General features: G+C 40.8%; 14 protein-coding genes. 11 read left to right on the forward strand and 3 right to left on the reverse strand.

Annotation, left to right across the window (positions count from 1 at the left end):
- The first annotated feature begins 61 nt into the window (after window positions 1-61).
- The 3 genes from CGC57_RS06065 to CGC57_RS06075 all read left to right on the forward strand — a co-directional run bounded on the left by CGC57_RS06065 (window position 62) and on the right by CGC57_RS06075 (window position 1,487).
- Complete coding sequence (locus CGC57_RS06065; protein ID WP_002681869.1) at window positions 62-556, forward strand: TlpA family protein disulfide reductase; 495 nt, start codon at window positions 62-64, stop codon at window positions 554-556.
- Window positions 557-656: 100 nt separating this feature from the next.
- Entirely contained in the window at window positions 657-1,058 is a 402-nt protein-coding gene (locus CGC57_RS06070; protein WP_095898391.1) for a hypothetical protein, read from the forward strand.
- An 18-nt stretch (window positions 1,059-1,076) separates the two neighbouring features.
- Window positions 1,077-1,487, forward strand: coding sequence for an META domain-containing protein (locus CGC57_RS06075; RefSeq protein WP_095898392.1), 411 nt, complete (start codon window positions 1,077-1,079; stop codon window positions 1,485-1,487).
- Between the two features lie 90 nt (window positions 1,488-1,577).
- Here the strand turns inward: CGC57_RS06075 and CGC57_RS06080 are convergent, their stop codons facing one another.
- A complete protein-coding gene (locus CGC57_RS06080) occupies window positions 1,578-3,185 on the reverse strand; it encodes an L-lactate permease (protein WP_095898393.1) in 1,608 nt (535 codons plus the stop codon).
- A gap of 300 nt (window positions 3,186-3,485) precedes the next feature.
- Here CGC57_RS06080 and gdhA point away from each other — a divergent pair, with 300 nt between their 5' ends.
- On the forward strand, window positions 3,486-4,826 hold the full coding sequence (gene gdhA / locus CGC57_RS06085; RefSeq protein ID WP_040361877.1) for an NADP-specific glutamate dehydrogenase: 1,341 nt from the start codon (window positions 3,486-3,488) through the stop codon (window positions 4,824-4,826).
- Between the two features lie 154 nt (window positions 4,827-4,980).
- Here gdhA and feoB read toward each other — a convergent pair whose 3' ends face one another.
- Both feoB and CGC57_RS06095 read right to left on the reverse strand, forming a co-directional pair.
- Window positions 4,981-7,146 (reverse strand): ferrous iron transport protein B, encoded by a 2,166-nt coding sequence (gene feoB, locus CGC57_RS06090; protein WP_095898394.1) that lies wholly within the window; start codon window positions 7,144-7,146, stop codon window positions 4,981-4,983.
- 82 nt (window positions 7,147-7,228) lie between these two features.
- Window positions 7,229-7,498: a FeoA family protein gene (locus tag CGC57_RS06095; protein WP_095898395.1), complete on the reverse strand. Its 270-nt coding sequence runs from the start codon at window positions 7,496-7,498 to the stop codon at window positions 7,229-7,231.
- 169 nt (window positions 7,499-7,667) lie between these two features.
- Between CGC57_RS06095 and CGC57_RS06100 the strand changes: the two genes are divergently transcribed.
- From CGC57_RS06100 to CGC57_RS06130, 7 genes are all read left to right on the forward strand, one after another.
- Window positions 7,668-8,897, forward strand: coding sequence for a M23 family metallopeptidase (locus tag CGC57_RS06100; RefSeq protein WP_095898396.1), 1,230 nt, complete (start codon window positions 7,668-7,670; stop codon window positions 8,895-8,897).
- Between the two features lie 177 nt (window positions 8,898-9,074).
- Window positions 9,075-10,694 carry a glucose-6-phosphate isomerase gene (pgi, locus tag CGC57_RS06105; protein ID WP_095898397.1) on the forward strand — a complete coding sequence of 540 codons (1,620 nt, stop codon included), beginning with the start codon at window positions 9,075-9,077 and terminating at the stop codon, window positions 10,692-10,694.
- A gap of 73 nt (window positions 10,695-10,767) precedes the next feature.
- Complete coding sequence (map, locus tag CGC57_RS06110; RefSeq protein WP_095898398.1) at window positions 10,768-11,574, forward strand: type I methionyl aminopeptidase; 807 nt, start codon at window positions 10,768-10,770, stop codon at window positions 11,572-11,574.
- A 136-nt stretch (window positions 11,575-11,710) separates the two neighbouring features.
- Complete coding sequence (locus CGC57_RS06115; protein ID WP_095899471.1) at window positions 11,711-12,868, forward strand: DUF4595 domain-containing protein; 1,158 nt, start codon at window positions 11,711-11,713, stop codon at window positions 12,866-12,868.
- A 30-nt stretch (window positions 12,869-12,898) separates the two neighbouring features.
- Window positions 12,899-14,647: an aspartate--tRNA ligase gene (gene aspS / locus CGC57_RS06120; RefSeq protein WP_095898399.1), complete on the forward strand. Its 1,749-nt coding sequence runs from the start codon at window positions 12,899-12,901 to the stop codon at window positions 14,645-14,647.
- Between the two features lie 118 nt (window positions 14,648-14,765).
- The gene (locus CGC57_RS06125; RefSeq protein ID WP_232747296.1) at window positions 14,766-16,106 is read left to right on the forward strand and encodes a WD40/YVTN/BNR-like repeat-containing protein; all 1,341 of its coding nucleotides are present in this window, start codon (window positions 14,766-14,768) and stop codon (window positions 16,104-16,106) included.
- 255 nt (window positions 16,107-16,361) lie between these two features.
- Window positions 16,362-16,961 carry a DUF7691 family protein gene (locus tag CGC57_RS06130; RefSeq protein ID WP_095898401.1) on the forward strand — a complete coding sequence of 200 codons (600 nt, stop codon included), beginning with the start codon at window positions 16,362-16,364 and terminating at the stop codon, window positions 16,959-16,961.
- Window positions 16,962-16,964 lie beyond the last annotated feature (3 nt).

The raw sequence follows: 16,964 nt of genomic DNA on the forward strand, positions 1-16,964 counted from the left end.
TTTAAAAAATGGTCAGATTTTTGTATATCAAAATCCTGAATACTAAAAAACAAGATTACAAATGAGAAAAAGATTTCTATTTACAGCCATAGCGCTATTCCTTTTGGCAACTGCCGAAACCTTTGCACAACAATTACAACGCCACAAACCAGTACCCGAAATCGCCTTGCCTCAAGCCAATGGCGAGGAATTGAAACTATCGTCTTTACGAGGCAAATATGTACTCATAGATTTTTGGGCATCGTGGTGTATGCCTTGCAAAAAGGAAAACAGATACCTCAAACAAGCCTATAAAGAACTCAAAGGAAAAAACTTTGTAATCCTATCTGTGTCTATTGATAGACCTAAGGATAAAGACGCTTGGCTCGACACTATCAAAATGGAAGGAATGGTATGGTACAACGTATGGGATAGCGAAAGCAAAGTTGCTAATGCCTATGGAGTAACCAGTATTCCTGCCCCTTTTCTCATAGACCCCGAAGGCAATCTATTGTCACAAGGAGAGAACCTCAGAACCGACGATCTGCTTAAAACTCTCAAAAAATACATAAAATAGCACCTCTCACCCTGCAGCGTTCTACTACAACCCAAACAGAAAACAACCTCATTTGAAGCATAACAACTCTATATATAAACCTTTAAAAAAAGTAAATGTTATGAGAAAAATACTTGTTATCCTCTTGTTTTTGGGTGTGCTAAACCTATATGCACAAGAACGCACCGACCTCATCGATAGGCACTTTCAGGGTGAAATCACCAAAAGAGCCGCTGGTGATAGCATCAATACTAAACAATATATCTTTGTCACTTTTTTGAAAGATAAAGCTATCATTAGAGAAGAAAAACTAACAATTACTAAACAACCACGACTCATCTATAAAGTAGAAGTGGCTTGGCGCATCAATAAGCGCAACAACCAAATTATCTTTTCGGCATCTAATAAACCTTATCCTTACCAAGATTATAAGTTTTACTACCGAGAAGAGGAACTAATGGCGTTTTACAACGAGGATGACGACGGTACGATGGGGTTAGACATTTATTTCACTGAGAAATAATTTTAAAACTATCATACAATGAAAAAAATCAAGTTTTTAACGCTTTTATGCGTAGCTATGGGATTGGGCAGTTGTAACAATACCGTCCCTACCGATGCCTTACAAGGTGAATGGCAACTCGTTACTATGGGAACTACTGCCGTAACTGCGGAGGCTCAGCCTACCCTTCAACTCAATATAAAAGAAATGAAGGTAAACGGTTCCGATAGCTGTAATACCTTTATGGGAGGTATCACAAATATCACTGATAAAGATTTAGTATTTAGCGAATTAGCAACTACACTAATGCTTTGTCCCGAGACTACTATGCAAGTTGCCGATACTTTTGGCGCTGCAATGAAAAAAGTAGCTAAATATGAAGTGAACGACAAACAGTTATTGCTAAAAGATGACAAAGGAACTGTACTGCTCACTTTTACAAAGAAGTAAATCTCATATTATTGGTTAATAAATTAATTGAAAAGGCTGCACAGAATGCTCTTCTGTGCAGCCTTTTTATTAATGAATTATTATTAATTATCAACTGAACAATAGTGGTATGACTAAGAGCGCTACTACAGCTGCTATAATTCCATAGATAAACATAGGCACAGCCGTAACTTTTAGAATTTTTCCTTCAGCCTTATCAATACCTAACACCGAGCATACAGCAATAATATTGTTGATACACACCATATTACCCATTGCTCCTCCTACCGATTGCAAGGCGAGAATCAAAGGTACTGAAAGCCCTGTGGTATTAGCAACCGAATATTGCACAGCCCCAAAAGTGAGGTTTGACACAGTATTCGAGCCCGAGAAAAATGCCCCTACCGCTCCTAAGTACGAAGCGAACATCGTCCAATAACTACCCGTAGCATTGGCTAAACCACGACCAATAGTTTGTACCATAGAGTCTTCTCCTCCCATTAGCATTACATTCACCATAATGAGTGCCCCCACTAATGCTAAAAATGGTTTTTGTATCTGTACAAAACTCGCTGAAAATAGCGATTTAGTTTGTTTCCATTTCAGTGAGAACAACGGAATAGAAATCAACACTGTAACTACAAACGGAATGAGTGCTGGCACATAAAGCAACTTGTAACTCTCACTCTCGCCCGTAGCAAAAATATTCTTCAACGAGAAAATCAATCCTTTAGTAACCTGAAAATCTCCTAAGTAACCTAATTTAATAGTAAACCACTCGGTAGTATCGTTCAATAGGGCTTTTAGCGGAAGCTGTTTGATGCGAGTGAGTGCCAAAATTACTATCAGTGAAGCTGTTGGGAAAAGAGCTTTCAATAACTCTGAAGTTTTTACTTTCTCGTGCTGCATCTCACTGTTATCAGTTTTTGATAAGCCAATACCTTTGCTGGCTACTCCTACCGAAATAAAAAGACCTATAGCACCCCCTACTAATGAAGGAAACTCGTAGTTAAACCACGCAATAGCCACATAAGGCACCGTACACGATAGAATACTGATGAGAATAAAAACTATATTTTCGCGTATTTGTCGCCACGATACAATCACCTTAAGCGCCATTACCGGAATTACAAAAGCTGCAAATAGATGTATGATAGATGTAATTCTACCTATATCCGAAAGCTGATCATCGGAAATAGAACCATTGCCAATAAGCGTACCAAACCCAAACCACGTAGGTGTACCCACGGCTCCAAACGATACAGGTACCGAGTTCATAATTAGTGCGAGAATAGCCACCTGCAAGGGTCTGAATCCTAAACCTACTAATAAAGGTGCTGCAATAGCTGCTGGCGTACCAAAACCACTAGCTCCTTCAATCATAAAGGCAAAAGCCCAACCTATAATCATTAGTTGAGCAACAGGATTAGGGCTGATATTGCCCAGCCAGCGGCGCAACACATTCATTGCTCCTGTCATCTCCATCATTCGGTTGAAGAGTACCGCCCCAAAAATCACTGTGATAGGGGTAGCTACCGAGATAATTGCTTTAATAAAGTTGGCATTTAGGGCTACGAATGAGCCATTAAAATAAGTAAGGTGAAGTATATACACCAATCCGGCGATTAGTGGAAGTGCAATATACGAAGGAAGCGCATTTTTCTTTACCATCAAATAGATGAGAAGCGCAATTGGGAGTATGCTAAGAAATAAAGCCATAATTTTTTTAAATTTCTTTTTGGGGGGCAAAAATAGTGTTTTTTATTTAAAATGCAAATTCTACGAAAGGAAAAATAAAAAAATATCAAAGAGTCGTTAATCGTGTGAAGCAAAAATAATAGAATGGAGTATCGCAAAGCTTTGAAGTTTAGCTAAGTTAAAACTTTAAATTTCTTTTTGTGAAAAATTTCTTTCGTTTTCTTTGCACGTTTCAATAATATTAAGTACTTTTGTCGCTCATTAATATATTTCGTAACTAAACAATTTATTAACACATAATTCATAACTAATTAATATATTATGGACGTAAAAAAAATTATGACTGCCTTAGAGGCAAAACACCCTGGAGAAAAAGAGTACTTACAAGCAGTACACGAAGTGCTTGAATCAGTACAAGAGGTGTACAACCAGCACCCTCAATTTGCCAAAGCTAAAATTATAGAACGCATCGTAGAGCCCGACCGCATTCATACCTTCCGCGTGGATTGGGTAGACGATAAAGGCGAAGTGCAAAGCAACCTCGGTTACCGCGTGCAGTTCAACGCTGCTATAGGTCCTTATAAAGGTGGTATCCGCTTCCACAAAGCTGTAAACCCTTCAATGCTTAAATTCCTTGGTTTTGAACAAACTTTCAAAAATGCCCTCACTACCCTCCCTATGGGTGGCGCTAAAGGAGGTTCTGATTTCGACCCTACCGGTAAATCCGATGCCGAAATTATGCGTTTCTGCCAAGCCTTTATGCTTGAACTTTGGAAATATATAGGTCCTGATACCGATGTACCTGCTGGCGACGTGGGTGTAGGCGGACGCGAAATAGGCTATATGTACGGTATGTACAAAAAATTAGCCCACGAGTATAACACTGGCGTACTCACCGGTAAAGGTATCAACTGGGGTGGTTCTCTCATTCGCCCTGAAGCTACGGGTTATGGTGCGCTCTACTTTGTAGATCATATGTTGAAGAAACTCGGCAAAGACCTTAAAGGACAACGCGTAGTAGTATCAGGATTTGGTAACGTAGCTTGGGGAGCTTCACAAAAAGCAACTCAGTTAGGCGCAAAAGTTATCGGACTTTCAGGTCCCGATGGTTGTGTGGAAGTACCTAATGGTATGACTCACGAAATGATTGACTACCTTTTGGAACTCCGCGCTTCTAACCGCAACATCGTAGCGCCTTTTGCCGAAAAATTTGCCAAAGAAAGTAAATTTACTGCAGGCAAAAAAGCGTGGACAATCCCTTGTGATATCGCCTTGCCTTGCGCTTTCCAAAATGAATTAGACGGCGATGACGCTCAAATGCTTATCAAAAATGGCGTAAAACTCGTAGCCGAAGTATCAAATATGGGTTGTACTCCTGAGGCTATCAAAGCCTTCCAAGATGCTAAATTACCTTTCGCTCCTGGTAAAGCAGTGAACGCTGGAGGGGTAGCAACTTCAGGACTCGAAATGACTCAAAACGCCGCTCACCTCGCGTGGAGAGCTGAAGAAGTTGATGCTAAGTTACACCAAATTATGGAATCTATCCACAACGCTTGCCTCAAATACGGTCAAGAAGATGGTTATATCAACTACGTGAAAGGTGCTAACATCGCAGGCTTTATGAAAGTCGCTCACGCGATGCTCGATCAAGGCGTGGTTTAATAACGAGTTACGAATGACAAGTCATAAATAAAAAAAGCTGCTCAAGATAATGGGCAGCTTTTTTTATATTTTGAAATTTCATAAAAGTGAAAAACACCAAAATCAACCTCTTCATCACATTGTATATGATGATTTAGCTTTACTTTCACCAAGTTTACTTAGCAAATAGAGTTACAAGAAAACACACCACTATCCCATAAAGCACCGGCAAGAGGGTAGCAATAAGTGTCCATTTCTTGCTTTGGGTTTCTTTGTAAATGGTGTAGATAGTCGTACTACAAGGGTTGTGCAACAAGCTGAAAAGCATTAGGTTTACAGCCGTGAGCAGTGTCCATCCACCAGCGTGTAGCAATACGCCCACTTGTGAGGTAGAGGCTTCCATCAGTACGCCTGCCCCCTCGCCTACTGCTGTTTGCCCTAATACCATAGTGGTGAGCATTAGCACCGTAGGGATTACAATTTCATTGGCAGGAATAGCAACGATATAGGCGAGTAAAATCACTCCGTTCAAACCTATAAACACGCCTATAGGGTCTAAGCCTTGTATAAGCCAGAGCGCTATAGGCTGTTGGGCTATCTGCAAGTTGCATATCAGCCATATCACTGCTCCTGCTGGTGCTGCAAATACAATAGCACGCCAGAGTACGATGAGGGTTCTATCAATAAGTGAGGTGTAGAGTGTTTGGAAAAAACGCGGCGGACGATAAGGCGGTAATTCCAATACAAAAAATGACGATTCTCCTTTGAGTAGGGTCTTGCTCAACAACCACGAAGTGAGGAATGAAAATACTATACCCAACACTGCGATACCTATCACGGCGAGCATCGCAACTGTACCACTCCACTGCTTGGGAACTAATGCCCCAATGAACAAGGTAGCAATGAGTATTTGGGTAGGCCAACGCCCGTTGCAAAGCGAGAAGTTATTGGTGATAATGGCTATCAGTTTCTCACGCGGACTGTTGATAATACGGGTCGCTACCACTCCGGCGGCATTACAGCCAAAGCCCATACTCATCGTAAGAGCTTGTTTGCCGTGAGCGCCTGCAGTGCGGAAGAGCTTGTCCAAATTGAAAGCCACACGGGGTAAGTAACCAAAATCTTCAAGAAGAGTAAACAAAGGAAAAAATATCGCCATTGGGGGCAACATCACCGAAATCACCCACGTGGTGGCTAAATACACCCCATCGATGAGGAAACTACTGAGCCACCAAGGAAAATGCAAGGCATTGGCTCCGTCTTTCAATAGCGGATAAAGCCACCCTACAAACAGATCCGAAAGCCATTGCGAAGGGTAGTTCGCCCCGATAATAGTAATCCACAACACAGCTGCCAATAGCAAAAACATAATAGGGAAACCCCAAATTTTATGCGTAACTATCCTATCAATCGCACGATCAACACGGAAAGAACGCGCTGAAAAATCAGTGCTTACCGATGCGTTGATGAGTGTGGTTGCTTGAGCGTAGATAGCTTCTACCAAGTCATTGCGGTAGCTATCCCCTAAAATCTTGTGATACTCATCGGCTATACGCAACACTCGGGATTGTTTTTCGGGATTGTTTTCAGCTGAAAAAGTGCCTTCTTCCACCCCTTTTTGTACGCTTTCATCACCTTCAATGAGTCGCATAGCAAGCCAGCGAGTATTTGGCAATTCAGGATTGAGTTCAGAAAGTGCCGATTGCAGTTCAGCAATAGCTTCAGCATTTTCTTTAGGAAGATCTATATAAGTCTGTTTTTTGGTTTGAAATTTACCGCTTACTACTTCTTCAATAGCAAAGAGCAAATCGGGGATACCTTCTTTGGTACGTGCAGAAGTAGCCACTACAGGGATACCTAAATCGCGAGAGAGTGTACGTGTATCAATCGTGATATGATGGCGGCGAGCTTCGTCCATCAGGTTCAGGCAAAGCACAGCTTTATCAGTGATTTCAAGTATTTGGAGTGCCAAACTGAGGTTGCGCTCCAGTCTGCTGGCATCTACTACTATCACAGTTACATCGGGTTTGCCAAAGAGAATAAAATCGCGCGCCACCTCTTCGTCTTCTGAAGTGGAGAGCAGCGAATAAGTTCCTGGCAGGTCGATTATGCGATAACGTTGGTCGTGAAAAGAAAAACTCCCCTCAGCGCGGGTAACGGTTTTACCTGGCCAGTTACCTGTGTGCTGACGCAACCCTGTAAGGGCATTAAAAACGGTACTCTTGCCAGTGTTAGGATTTCCTGCAAGAGCAATAGTATAGTGGTAAGTGCCTGCCTCCTCGCCTAAAGGTTTTAAGGAAGCTGAAGGATTAAGCGCACAAGTATCGCAAATATTTTTCATAGTCGTAGTACAACAAGCCGTTAAATAGCTCGTTTGATTTGTTTTTTATTATTTTGATAATCAATCATTTTTTTAACAACCCCTATGCCCTATCTCCTGACACCTGAATCCTATCCCCTGATACCTGAATCAGCACACAAAGCGCATCACTCTTGCGCAGAGCAATTTGGGTGTGGTGAATGGTATAAGCAATTGGGTCGGCAAGCGGACTCACATTTTCTATTTTAATTTTTGAGCCACGTACGAAACCTAAGTCGAGCAATCGTTGTCGCACTTCTTGTCGGCATTCGGGTGTAAACCCTGTGATTACAGCAGTTTGTCCTATTTCTAAAGAGGCTAAAGTAAGGGTCATAAAGTGTTTATATAATTCAAAATATATTTTTAGACGAGCAAAATTACAAACTTTTGTTGGATTAACAAAATATTTTAGACACAATTTACTAATTAACAAATTTGCTAATTAACAAATTATTCTTACCTTTGGCGCATTATTTGCAATCCTTTTTACTAAAACAATTAGAATGAAAAAAATATTTTGCCTTTCACTACTCAGCTCTCTATCACTTTTTACGGCTTGTGACCGCACTACTAAAACCGATAAAACTACCGCAACTACCACCACCGAAGCTCCTAAACCTCCAGTATATGAATTTGGATTTAACCTCAACGACTATAACATTGTAAGAGATACCCTCAAACAAGGCGACACTTTTGGTAAACTCCTTGAAGACCAACATATCGGGGCGACTGAAATCCACCATATTGCAGAGACTACCAAAGAACTCATCAGTCCTAAGAACTTCCGCGTAGGGCATCCTTATGCTTTCTTATACGATAAAAAACACCCTGATACCCCTCATAGTTTTGTATATCAACCCGATATTGTGAATTATATCGTGGTACGTCTCACTGATTCTATCCACGCTTATAAGGCTGAGCGCAAGGTTTCTATAAAGGAAAAAGCTATAGGAGGTGAGATTGAAAACAACCTTACTGTCGATGCACAAAATGCAGGCATCAGCCAAAATGCCACCTATCAATTAGGACAAATATTCGATTATACTATCGACTTCTTCCGTTTGCAAAAAGGCGATAAGTTCAAAATTATTTACGACGAACGTTATGTAGACGACACTATCTATGCAGGGGTTGAAAAAGTGAAAGCCGCTTATTTTGAGTGGGGAGGCAAGCAGTATTACGCTTTTAATTTTACCACCGATTCTATCAAAGGCACCAGTGGCTATTACGATGAGAATGGGAATATGATGAAACGTATGTTTCTAAAATCGCCCTTGGATATCTTCCGTATTACTTCTAAATTTGGAATGCGTTTCCACCCCGTACTCCACCGTATGAAAGGGCATTTTGGCACCGATTATGCGGCTCCTACAGGTACCCCTATACGTGTAACAGCAGCAGGCACCGTGATAGAAGCGGGCTATAGTTCGGGCAATGGTAACTACGTGAAAGTGCGCCACAACAATATGTATACAACACAGTACTTACACATGTCGAAAATCTTAGCCCGCAAAGGGAAATACGTAGCACAAGGAGAAGTGATAGGGCTGGTAGGGAGTACCGGTTTAGCCACAGGTCCTCACGTGTGTTATCGTTTCTGGAAAAATGGCGTGCAAGTAGACCCATTGAAAGAAAAAATGCCTGATTCTGTGCCTATAGAAGCTAATCTAAAAGCAAAGTATTTAGAGTTTATAAAACCGCTAAAAGAACAATTGGATAAGTTAGGCAATTAGCCAATATATAAAATTAGCCAATGAACAATAAGGTTAGTCTTTAGCCATTAGTGTCAGTTTCTAACTACTAATGATTAAAGACTAACTGCTATTTTGAAAATATTTTATACCTTTGCACTCTGAAACACAATCTAATTAATAACCGATAACTAACAACTAATATAATTATATTTAAAAATGTTAAAAAATAGTAATCCAACACAAACCAATGCTTGGAAAGCATTGCAAAAACATTTTACTGAAGTAAAAGACCGCCATACCCTTTCCCTTTTCGAGAAAGACCCTGCTCGCGGTGAAAAATTCACTATCAAATGGCAAGACTTCTATGTAGATTATTCTAAAAACCGCATAGACGACCAAACCCTTAAACTCCTTGTGCAACTCGCTGAGGAATGTGGTTTAAAGGATGCTATCGAAAAGTACTTCGGTGGTGACCTTATCAACAACACCGAAAAACGCGCCGTATTGCACACTGCCCTTCGCACGCCCGAAAATAGCGTGATAAACGTAGATGGCAAGAATGTAATGCCCGAAGTAGCGGCTGTAAAACACAAAATCAAACAGTTCAGCGAAGAGGTCATCAGTGGCAAACGCAAAGGTTATACTGGTAAAGCCTTTACCGATGTGGTGAATATTGGTATTGGTGGTTCTGACCTAGGTCCGGCAATGGTAACCGAAGCGCTTAAATTCTATAAGAATCACCTCAACGTACACTTTATCAGCAATGTAGATGGCGACCACGTGCTCGAAACTATCAAGCACCTCAACCCCGAAACTACCTTGATAGTGATTGTATCTAAAACTTTCACTACCCTCGAAACCCTTTCCAATGCGCTTACTGTAAAAGAATGGTTCCTCAAATCGGGTAGCGAAAAAGATATTGCTAAACACTTTGTAGCAGTATCTACTAACTTGCAAGAAATCGATAAATTCGGTATCGACCCCGATAATGTATTCCCTATGTGGGACTGGGTAGGCGGACGCTTCTCGTTGTGGAGTGCCGTAGGTCTCAGCATCGCCCTATCAGTAGGTTACGACAACTTTGATAAGTTGCTCAAAGGAGCACACGCTATGGACGAGCATTTCCGCACCGCTACTTTTGGCGAAAACATTCCAGTAGTCTTGGCATTGCTCAGCGTGTGGTACAACAATTTCTACGGAGCCGAAAGTCAAGCGATTATTCCTTATACTCAGTATTTGCACCGCTTGGCGGCTTACCTACAACAAGGCATAATGGAAAGTAATGGTAAACAAACCGATCGTGATGGCAACCCTATCCCTTATCAAACTGGCGTAATTATCTGGGGTGAACCGGGAACCAACTCTCAACACGCGTTCTTCCAGCTCATCCACCAAGGTACTAAATTGATACCTACTGATTTCATTGGCTTTAAACACTCATTACACGGCAATACCGACCACCACAACAAGCTAATGGCTAACTTCTTTGCACAAACCGAAGCCCTCCTCAAAGGTAAAACCGAAGCCGAAGTGCGCAAAGAAATGGGCGATAAGGTGAACGAAGCCTTAGTGCCTTTCAAAGTGTTTACTGGTAACCGCCCTACAACTTCTTTCCTTATCGATAAACTCACCCCTGAAAGTTTGGGTAGCCTTATCGCTATGTATGAGCATAAGATATTTGTAGAAGGTGTGATTTGGAACATCTACAGTTACGACCAATGGGGCGTAGAGCTCGGCAAACAGTTAGCAAGCAAAATCCTTAAAGACATCGCCGCTACGGAACTCTCTGCACACGACAGTTCCACTACCAATTTATTAAAACAATTCAAAAAATAGAAATCTAATTACGAATGACGAGTTACGAATGACAAAACTTTCGTAATTCGTCTTTCGTAATTCGTAATTACAAATGATTCACATTAGAACAGCCGAAGAAATAGAACTACTACACCAAGCAGCCCAAGTGGTATCACGCACTTTGGGTATATTAGCAAAAGAAGTAAAACCAGGGGTAACCACCCTGTATCTTGATAAACTCGCCGAAGAGTACATCCGCAGTCAAGGAGCTATCCCAGGATTTTTGGGTTTGTATGGCTTCCCTAACACCCTATGTATGAGCCCTAATGCGCAAGTAGTACACGGCATACCTAACGACCGTCCGTTACAAGAAGGCGACATCATCTCAATAGATTGTGGAGCACTGAAAAATGGTTACTACGGCGACCACGCTTATACTTTTGAAGTAGGCGAAGTAGCCCCCGAAGTAAAAGAACTCTTGCGCGTAACCAAAGAATCGCTATATATAGGTATCCGTCAGTTTCGTGCGGGCAACCGTGTAGGCGATGTAGGAAATGCTATACAGCAGCACTGTGAGGCACACGGCTATGGCGTAGTGCGCGAACTCGTTGGGCACGGCGTAGGACGCAAAATGCACGAAGACCCCGAGATGCCTAACTATGGCAAACGTGGTAGTGGTAAAAAGTTTAAAGACGGAATGGTTGTCGCTATAGAGCCTATGATCAATATGGGCACCAAGAGCATACGCCAACTCAAAGACGGTTGGACAATCCTCACCGCCGACGGCAAACCTTCCGCCCACTTTGAACACGATGTAGCCCTCATCGATGGCAAACCCCGATTGCTCTCCACCTTCAAATACATATACGAAGCCTTAGGTATTGAAAGCAATGAGGAGGACGAGTTTTTGCTCAATTAGCAAATTTGAAAATTAGTAAATTAGTCAATGAGTGTGTTACTACACTTTGCCAAGGTTTTCTGCCTGTACGGCTCGCACACTTTGGCAAAGTTGGATTCCCTATGATATAGTAATGAATTATTTAAAATTATCAACAATGAAAAAAGCCTTATTTTTAGTAGCAACTGCCGTCCTTACTTTAGTTTCTTGTGGAAAGAGCAACGACAACCCAACACCTGATAATCCACTACCTGATAACCCTACCCCTCCTAAAACCACAGAGGTAAAGAGAATTAAAGAGGTAAAGATTACCTATTTAAATAGAAAAAAGAACCCTAATATCGACCCAACCTATTTTCTAAATGGTGAACCTAAGTTTATATATACTTTAGAAAATGGAGTCTTTTCTTATGAATATGATGCTCAGGGGCGCATTTCAAAATTCACTTCTGATAAAGGAGGAGAACAAGTAACCTATGAGTTTAGTTACCCTCAAGGAAAAATTATAGCAAATAGTGGAAAACAAAATTTTGAATTCCCTTTAGATGAGAAAGGTTACTTAAAAGAGACTGGCGGACATAATTATTTCAGCTATGACGAAAAAGGTCAGTTGTCTAAAATTAATAATAGTAATTTTATTTGGAAAGATGGCAATCTAACTGCTGAAACTCATACTTCTACCTCTTGGGAAGGAACAGAAGAAACTAACGAAATGAAATTTTCTTACTATCCTAACGAAAATAAGAATCACTTTTTTATTTTCAACAATAAAGAAAGAGATGAAATAGATGTCTATACTACCTATTTTGATTTACTAAATGCAATCCCAGTAGGTGTCCCTACTAAAAATCTTTTGGAGTCTATCTATCAATCTTATACGTACAAAAAGGAAAACGCATCGTATGCCAGACTTATAAAATTTACTTATACCTACGATAAAGACGGCTATGTAAGTCGTATAGTAGAAAATTGTTCTGGTGATGATAACGGAGTAAGTATCTCTTCTGGTTCAACCTCAGATAAAGATGTGGAAAAATTAGAAGCTCTAATTGCTAAAATAAAGGCAGGTACTGTCAAAAATATGACTTACAAAGAGTTCACTAATGCCAATGGCACTTATAAGTTTAGTATCACCCATAAAGAGCACATCACCAAAGATTCTAAAGGCAAACCTATTGATGTAAAGTATGAACAAGAGAGAGTTTATACCTTTTCTTATAAAGAAGAAAGTGGCAAGAGAAAGTATTTGGAAAGAAAAGAAATAGTGTTTACCAAACAAGATGCCTCTACTATCTACGAAATCAGCTATTATTAAAACTCAAACCTTATAACTAACAACAAATAAATGTACAGAACGCATACTTGTGGAGAGCTACGTCTCTCTCACGAAAAACAACAAGTAACCCTCAGCGGATGGGTGCAACGCGTCCGCAACAAGGGATTTATGATTTGGGTAGACCTACGCGACCGCTATGGCATCACTCAGCTTATATTCGATGAAGAACGCACTGATAAAGCAGTCTTTGAGCAGGCGAAAACCCTCTCACGCGAGGACGTGATTCAAATTCAAGGTACTGTTATCAAACGTGAGGCTGCCAACGCAAATATCCCTACGGGAGAAGTGGAAATCCTCGTTACAGCACTCACCCTGCTCAACCATTCCGAACTTCCTCCTTTTACCATTGAAGATAATACCGATGGCGGTGAAGACCTCCGTATGAAGTACCGCTATCTCGATATACGTCGTACCCCTGTACGCGATAACCTTATTTTCCGCCACAAAGTGGGGATAATGGTGCGCAACTATCTATCCGAACAAGGCTTTATAGAGGTAGAAACCCCTGTGCTTATCAAATCAACCCCTGAAGGCGCACGCGATTTTGTGGTGCCCAGCCGTATGAACCCAGGTGAGTTCTACGCACTTCCACAATCCCCACAAACCTTCAAGCAGCTGCTAATGGTAGGCGGATTAGACAAGTATTTCCAAATCGTAAAATGCTTCCGTGATGAAGACCTCCGCGCCGACCGTCAGCCGGAGTTTACCCAAATAGACTGCGAAATGTCGTTTGTAGAGCAAGAGGACGTTATCAGTACTTTTGAAGGATTGGCAAAACACCTCCTCAAAGAACTCAAAGGCTTAGACTTTGGGGCTTTCCCTCGTATGACCTATGCCGAGGCGATGAAAACTTATGGCAACGACAAACCCGATATCCGTTTCGGTATGAAATTTGGCGAACTCAATGACCTCGCACAACACCGCGATTTCAAGGTGTTCAACGAAGCCGAATTAGTTGTAGGGATTGCCGTACCTGGTGCCAACAGCTACACCCGCAAAGAGATTGATGCTTTGGTAGAATGGGTAAAACGTCCGCAAGTAGGCGCTTCCGGAATGGTATATGTAAAATGCAATGAAGATGGCAGCTTCAAATCATCAGTAGATAAATTCTATAACGAGGACGATCTCAAGGCGTGGGCAGAGCGCACTGGCGCCCAAGCAGGCGACCTTATCTGCATCCTTTCAGGCAAAGCAAACAAAGTACGCGGGCAACTCAGCGCCCTCCGTATGGAACTCGCCGAGCGTCTCGGCTTGCGCAAACCTGATGAATATGCCCCTCTATGGGTCGTAGATTTTCCTCTTTTGGAGTGGAGCGAAGAGGAAGAACGTTTCTTTGCAATGCACCACCCTTTCACCTCGCCTAAACCTGAGGATATTCCGCTACTCGACAGCAACCCAGGGGCAGTACGCGCCAATGCTTACGACCTCGTGCTCAACGGCAACGAAGTAGGCGGTGGTTCTATACGTATCTTCAACCAAGAGTTGCAAGCCAAGATGTTTGAGCTCCTCGGCTTTACACCCGAGCAAGCACAAGCACAATTTGGCTTCTTGATGAACGCTTTCAAATATGGCGCTCCTCCTCACGGTGGTTTGGCTTTTGGCTTTGACCGATTGGTAGCACTGCTTGGCGGACAAGAAACCATACGCGACTTTATTGCTTTCCCTAAAAACAACAGCGGTCGCGATGTGATGATTGATGCCCCCTCCCCTATCGATGAGGCGCAACTGAAAGAACTAAGCATTCAATTAGCAAATTAGAAAATTTGTCAATTAGCAAATAAAAGGCTGTCACAAACTAAAATTTGCGACAGCCTTTGTTGTGTTTACGAAAAATAATATTACTTTTGCAATGTAAAACGCTAAAAATAAAATGTATATGAAACAAGTTTTAAAAGCAGTAGGCTTAGTGCTCTTACTACTCACCTCTTGTAGCAAAGATGATTCTAACCCTAACAATGGTAACAGAAATGGGAACGGTAACGGTAATCTTGTTATCACTTCGTATAGCAAAAACTACGGCTATGCAGGTGATAGTGTAGATATTTTAGGCGAAAATTTCCCTAAAAAAGAACAATGTAAGGTAACTTTTGGAAATACTGAAGCTACTATCACCTCAGTTTCAGCCGATGGTAAGAAACTCACCCTTGTATTACCCCGCAGTAGTACCTATTTGCCAGAGTTGAAATTCTACTTTGGCGAAAAAACTGTGGTAGACAACAAAGTAACCAATGACTATGAACAAAAAATAGGTATCATTGATAAAGTCGTAGGACAATGGGTAAAAACTCAATGGGATGTAGCCATTGCTGATGATTGGTATAATGTAAAAACCCAAATCATAGGAGATTACATATATAGTACACAAGTATGGGATAAATCCTCTGGAAATATTGTGGTTTTTAGCAAAGATAATGGTATCACTTGGGAAAAATGGGCAAATACAGGTGTATGGAGTTATATTTCTGATTTTTATATTACCCCCTCTCACGAAGGCCTGAATGTGGATTTTAGTGGTGTATACAAAGTACCTATTGGAGGAACAAAAACTCCTAACCCTTTTATTAATAGTGGAAAAGAAATTTTTTACAAAAAAAATATTACTTTCAATAGAGTAATTTGTGATGATGAAATGAAAAATATCATTGTGGTCTCAATAGCTGGCGACGTCTATAAATCAACTAATGGGAAAGATTTTTATCCTGTAAGAGAAGTTAACACAACCCGTAACCTTGTTGATTATCAATTTCTTGCTTTTAAAAAAGATGTAAACCATATATGGATTGGTGGATTGGATGACAAAAACAGAAATTACAAACCTAAAATACTATTCTGTAATGGTAATAATGAACAATGGACAGAATATGTATTTGAAAATGAACCAGATGGGAGGGCTGTCGATGTGAATTTCCCTACTAATCAAATAGGCTATTGTTTAATATCTGGATCAGTTAACAAAATATACAAATCTACTGATGGAGGATATTCTTGGCAAAAATTACCTTTTGAAATTCCTATTGGTGTACGATCCTTAGCTTTTCAAGATGAAAATACAGGCTGGCAATCATCAGGCAAGGTTATCTACAAAACTACTGATGGAGGCAATACTTGGCAAAAAGAGTTTGAAGCCGAAAGCGATATCAAAAAACTTTACTATACTCAAAATGTGTTATACGCTTTTGCCGATGATGGTTTGCTATACCGCTACTATTTTAAATAGTAAATTTACAGACTTAAAAGAAAACATTACTTTTTGCCTTGAGAACAAGCTCGATATGGCACTGTTTTGCTATTAGTGAAAAGTCACTTTTGCGGTATGTTATGTAGGGGCGTTTGGTAAACGCCCACGCAAAAACAAACTTTTCGGACAACCTCAACGGGGGTAGGACTATAAATAAACATCGTTGCACTTTGCCAAAGTTTCCTGCCCGTGCGGCTCGCACCTTTGTCCTTTAAATAAAAAAACATTCTACTTATGGGATATTATATTTTTACTTACGGAGTGAAAACTCCTGAAATCAAAGCTGTTTTTGGCTCTAAAGATGAAGCCCTTTTGCAAAAGGTAAAAGCCAATGATATTTTCCAAAACTATGCCGAACAAAACCAAGAAACCTCTCAAGCCCTTATCGATATTATAATGGGCAATCCTTACTCCTTGGAAGACTATCACTACGGGTATGCTTTTATTGGAATTTGCGCTACTTTAGGAGAAACCTTGCCCAAAACACAAGAAATTAAGTTAGGGTATATAACCGACCTTATCAACCAAACTGTTGCCGAAGATTATGATATTGAGATTGATATAGAAGCTGAGTTATTCCCCGCCGATTATGCTGACCCTTTCCCGCTACCTCTAATAGCTGATTTCCCTATGATAGACCTATTAGACAAGAAAAGACTTGAACATATAGCCTCTTTGTTTGCCAAAGTTCATAAAACGGAGGATGAAATAGAAGCTATGTTAGATGGAGATGATGATGAAAAAGGTTTTGCTTATGAGGCAATTATAGGCTTAAAAGAAAACATCACTTTTTGCCTAAAAAACGGATTAGATATGGTTGTTTTTTGCCATTAGTAA

The organism is Capnocytophaga sputigena (assembly GCF_002302495.1).
Taxonomy (GTDB): domain Bacteria; phylum Bacteroidota; class Bacteroidia; order Flavobacteriales; family Flavobacteriaceae; genus Capnocytophaga; species Capnocytophaga sputigena.

Coding starts and splice junctions, on each gene's coding strand:
- CGC57_RS06065 (WP_002681869.1), top strand. CDS start 62: ATGAGAAAAAGATTTCTATTTACAGCCATAGCGCTATTCCTTTTGGCA.
- CGC57_RS06070 (WP_095898391.1), top strand. CDS start 657: ATGAGAAAAATACTTGTTATCCTCTTGTTTTTGGGTGTGCTAAACCTA.
- CGC57_RS06075 (WP_095898392.1), top strand. CDS start 1,077: ATGAAAAAAATCAAGTTTTTAACGCTTTTATGCGTAGCTATGGGATTG.
- CGC57_RS06080 (WP_095898393.1), bottom strand. CDS start 3,185: ATGGCTTTATTTCTTAGCATACTCCCAATTGCGCTTCTCATCTATTTG.
- gdhA (WP_040361877.1), top strand. CDS start 3,486: ATGGACGTAAAAAAAATTATGACTGCCTTAGAGGCAAAACACCCTGGA.
- feoB (WP_095898394.1), bottom strand. CDS start 7,146: ATGAAAAATATTTGCGATACTTGTGCGCTTAATCCTTCAGCTTCCTTA.
- CGC57_RS06095 (WP_095898395.1), bottom strand. CDS start 7,498: ATGACCCTTACTTTAGCCTCTTTAGAAATAGGACAAACTGCTGTAATC.
- CGC57_RS06100 (WP_095898396.1), top strand. CDS start 7,668: ATGAAAAAAATATTTTGCCTTTCACTACTCAGCTCTCTATCACTTTTT.
- pgi (WP_095898397.1), top strand. CDS start 9,075: ATGTTAAAAAATAGTAATCCAACACAAACCAATGCTTGGAAAGCATTG.
- map (WP_095898398.1), top strand. CDS start 10,768: ATGATTCACATTAGAACAGCCGAAGAAATAGAACTACTACACCAAGCA.
- CGC57_RS06115 (WP_095899471.1), top strand. CDS start 11,711: ATGAAAAAAGCCTTATTTTTAGTAGCAACTGCCGTCCTTACTTTAGTT.
- aspS (WP_095898399.1), top strand. CDS start 12,899: ATGTACAGAACGCATACTTGTGGAGAGCTACGTCTCTCTCACGAAAAA.
- CGC57_RS06125 (WP_232747296.1), top strand. CDS start 14,766: ATGAAACAAGTTTTAAAAGCAGTAGGCTTAGTGCTCTTACTACTCACC.
- CGC57_RS06130 (WP_095898401.1), top strand. CDS start 16,362: ATGGGATATTATATTTTTACTTACGGAGTGAAAACTCCTGAAATCAAA.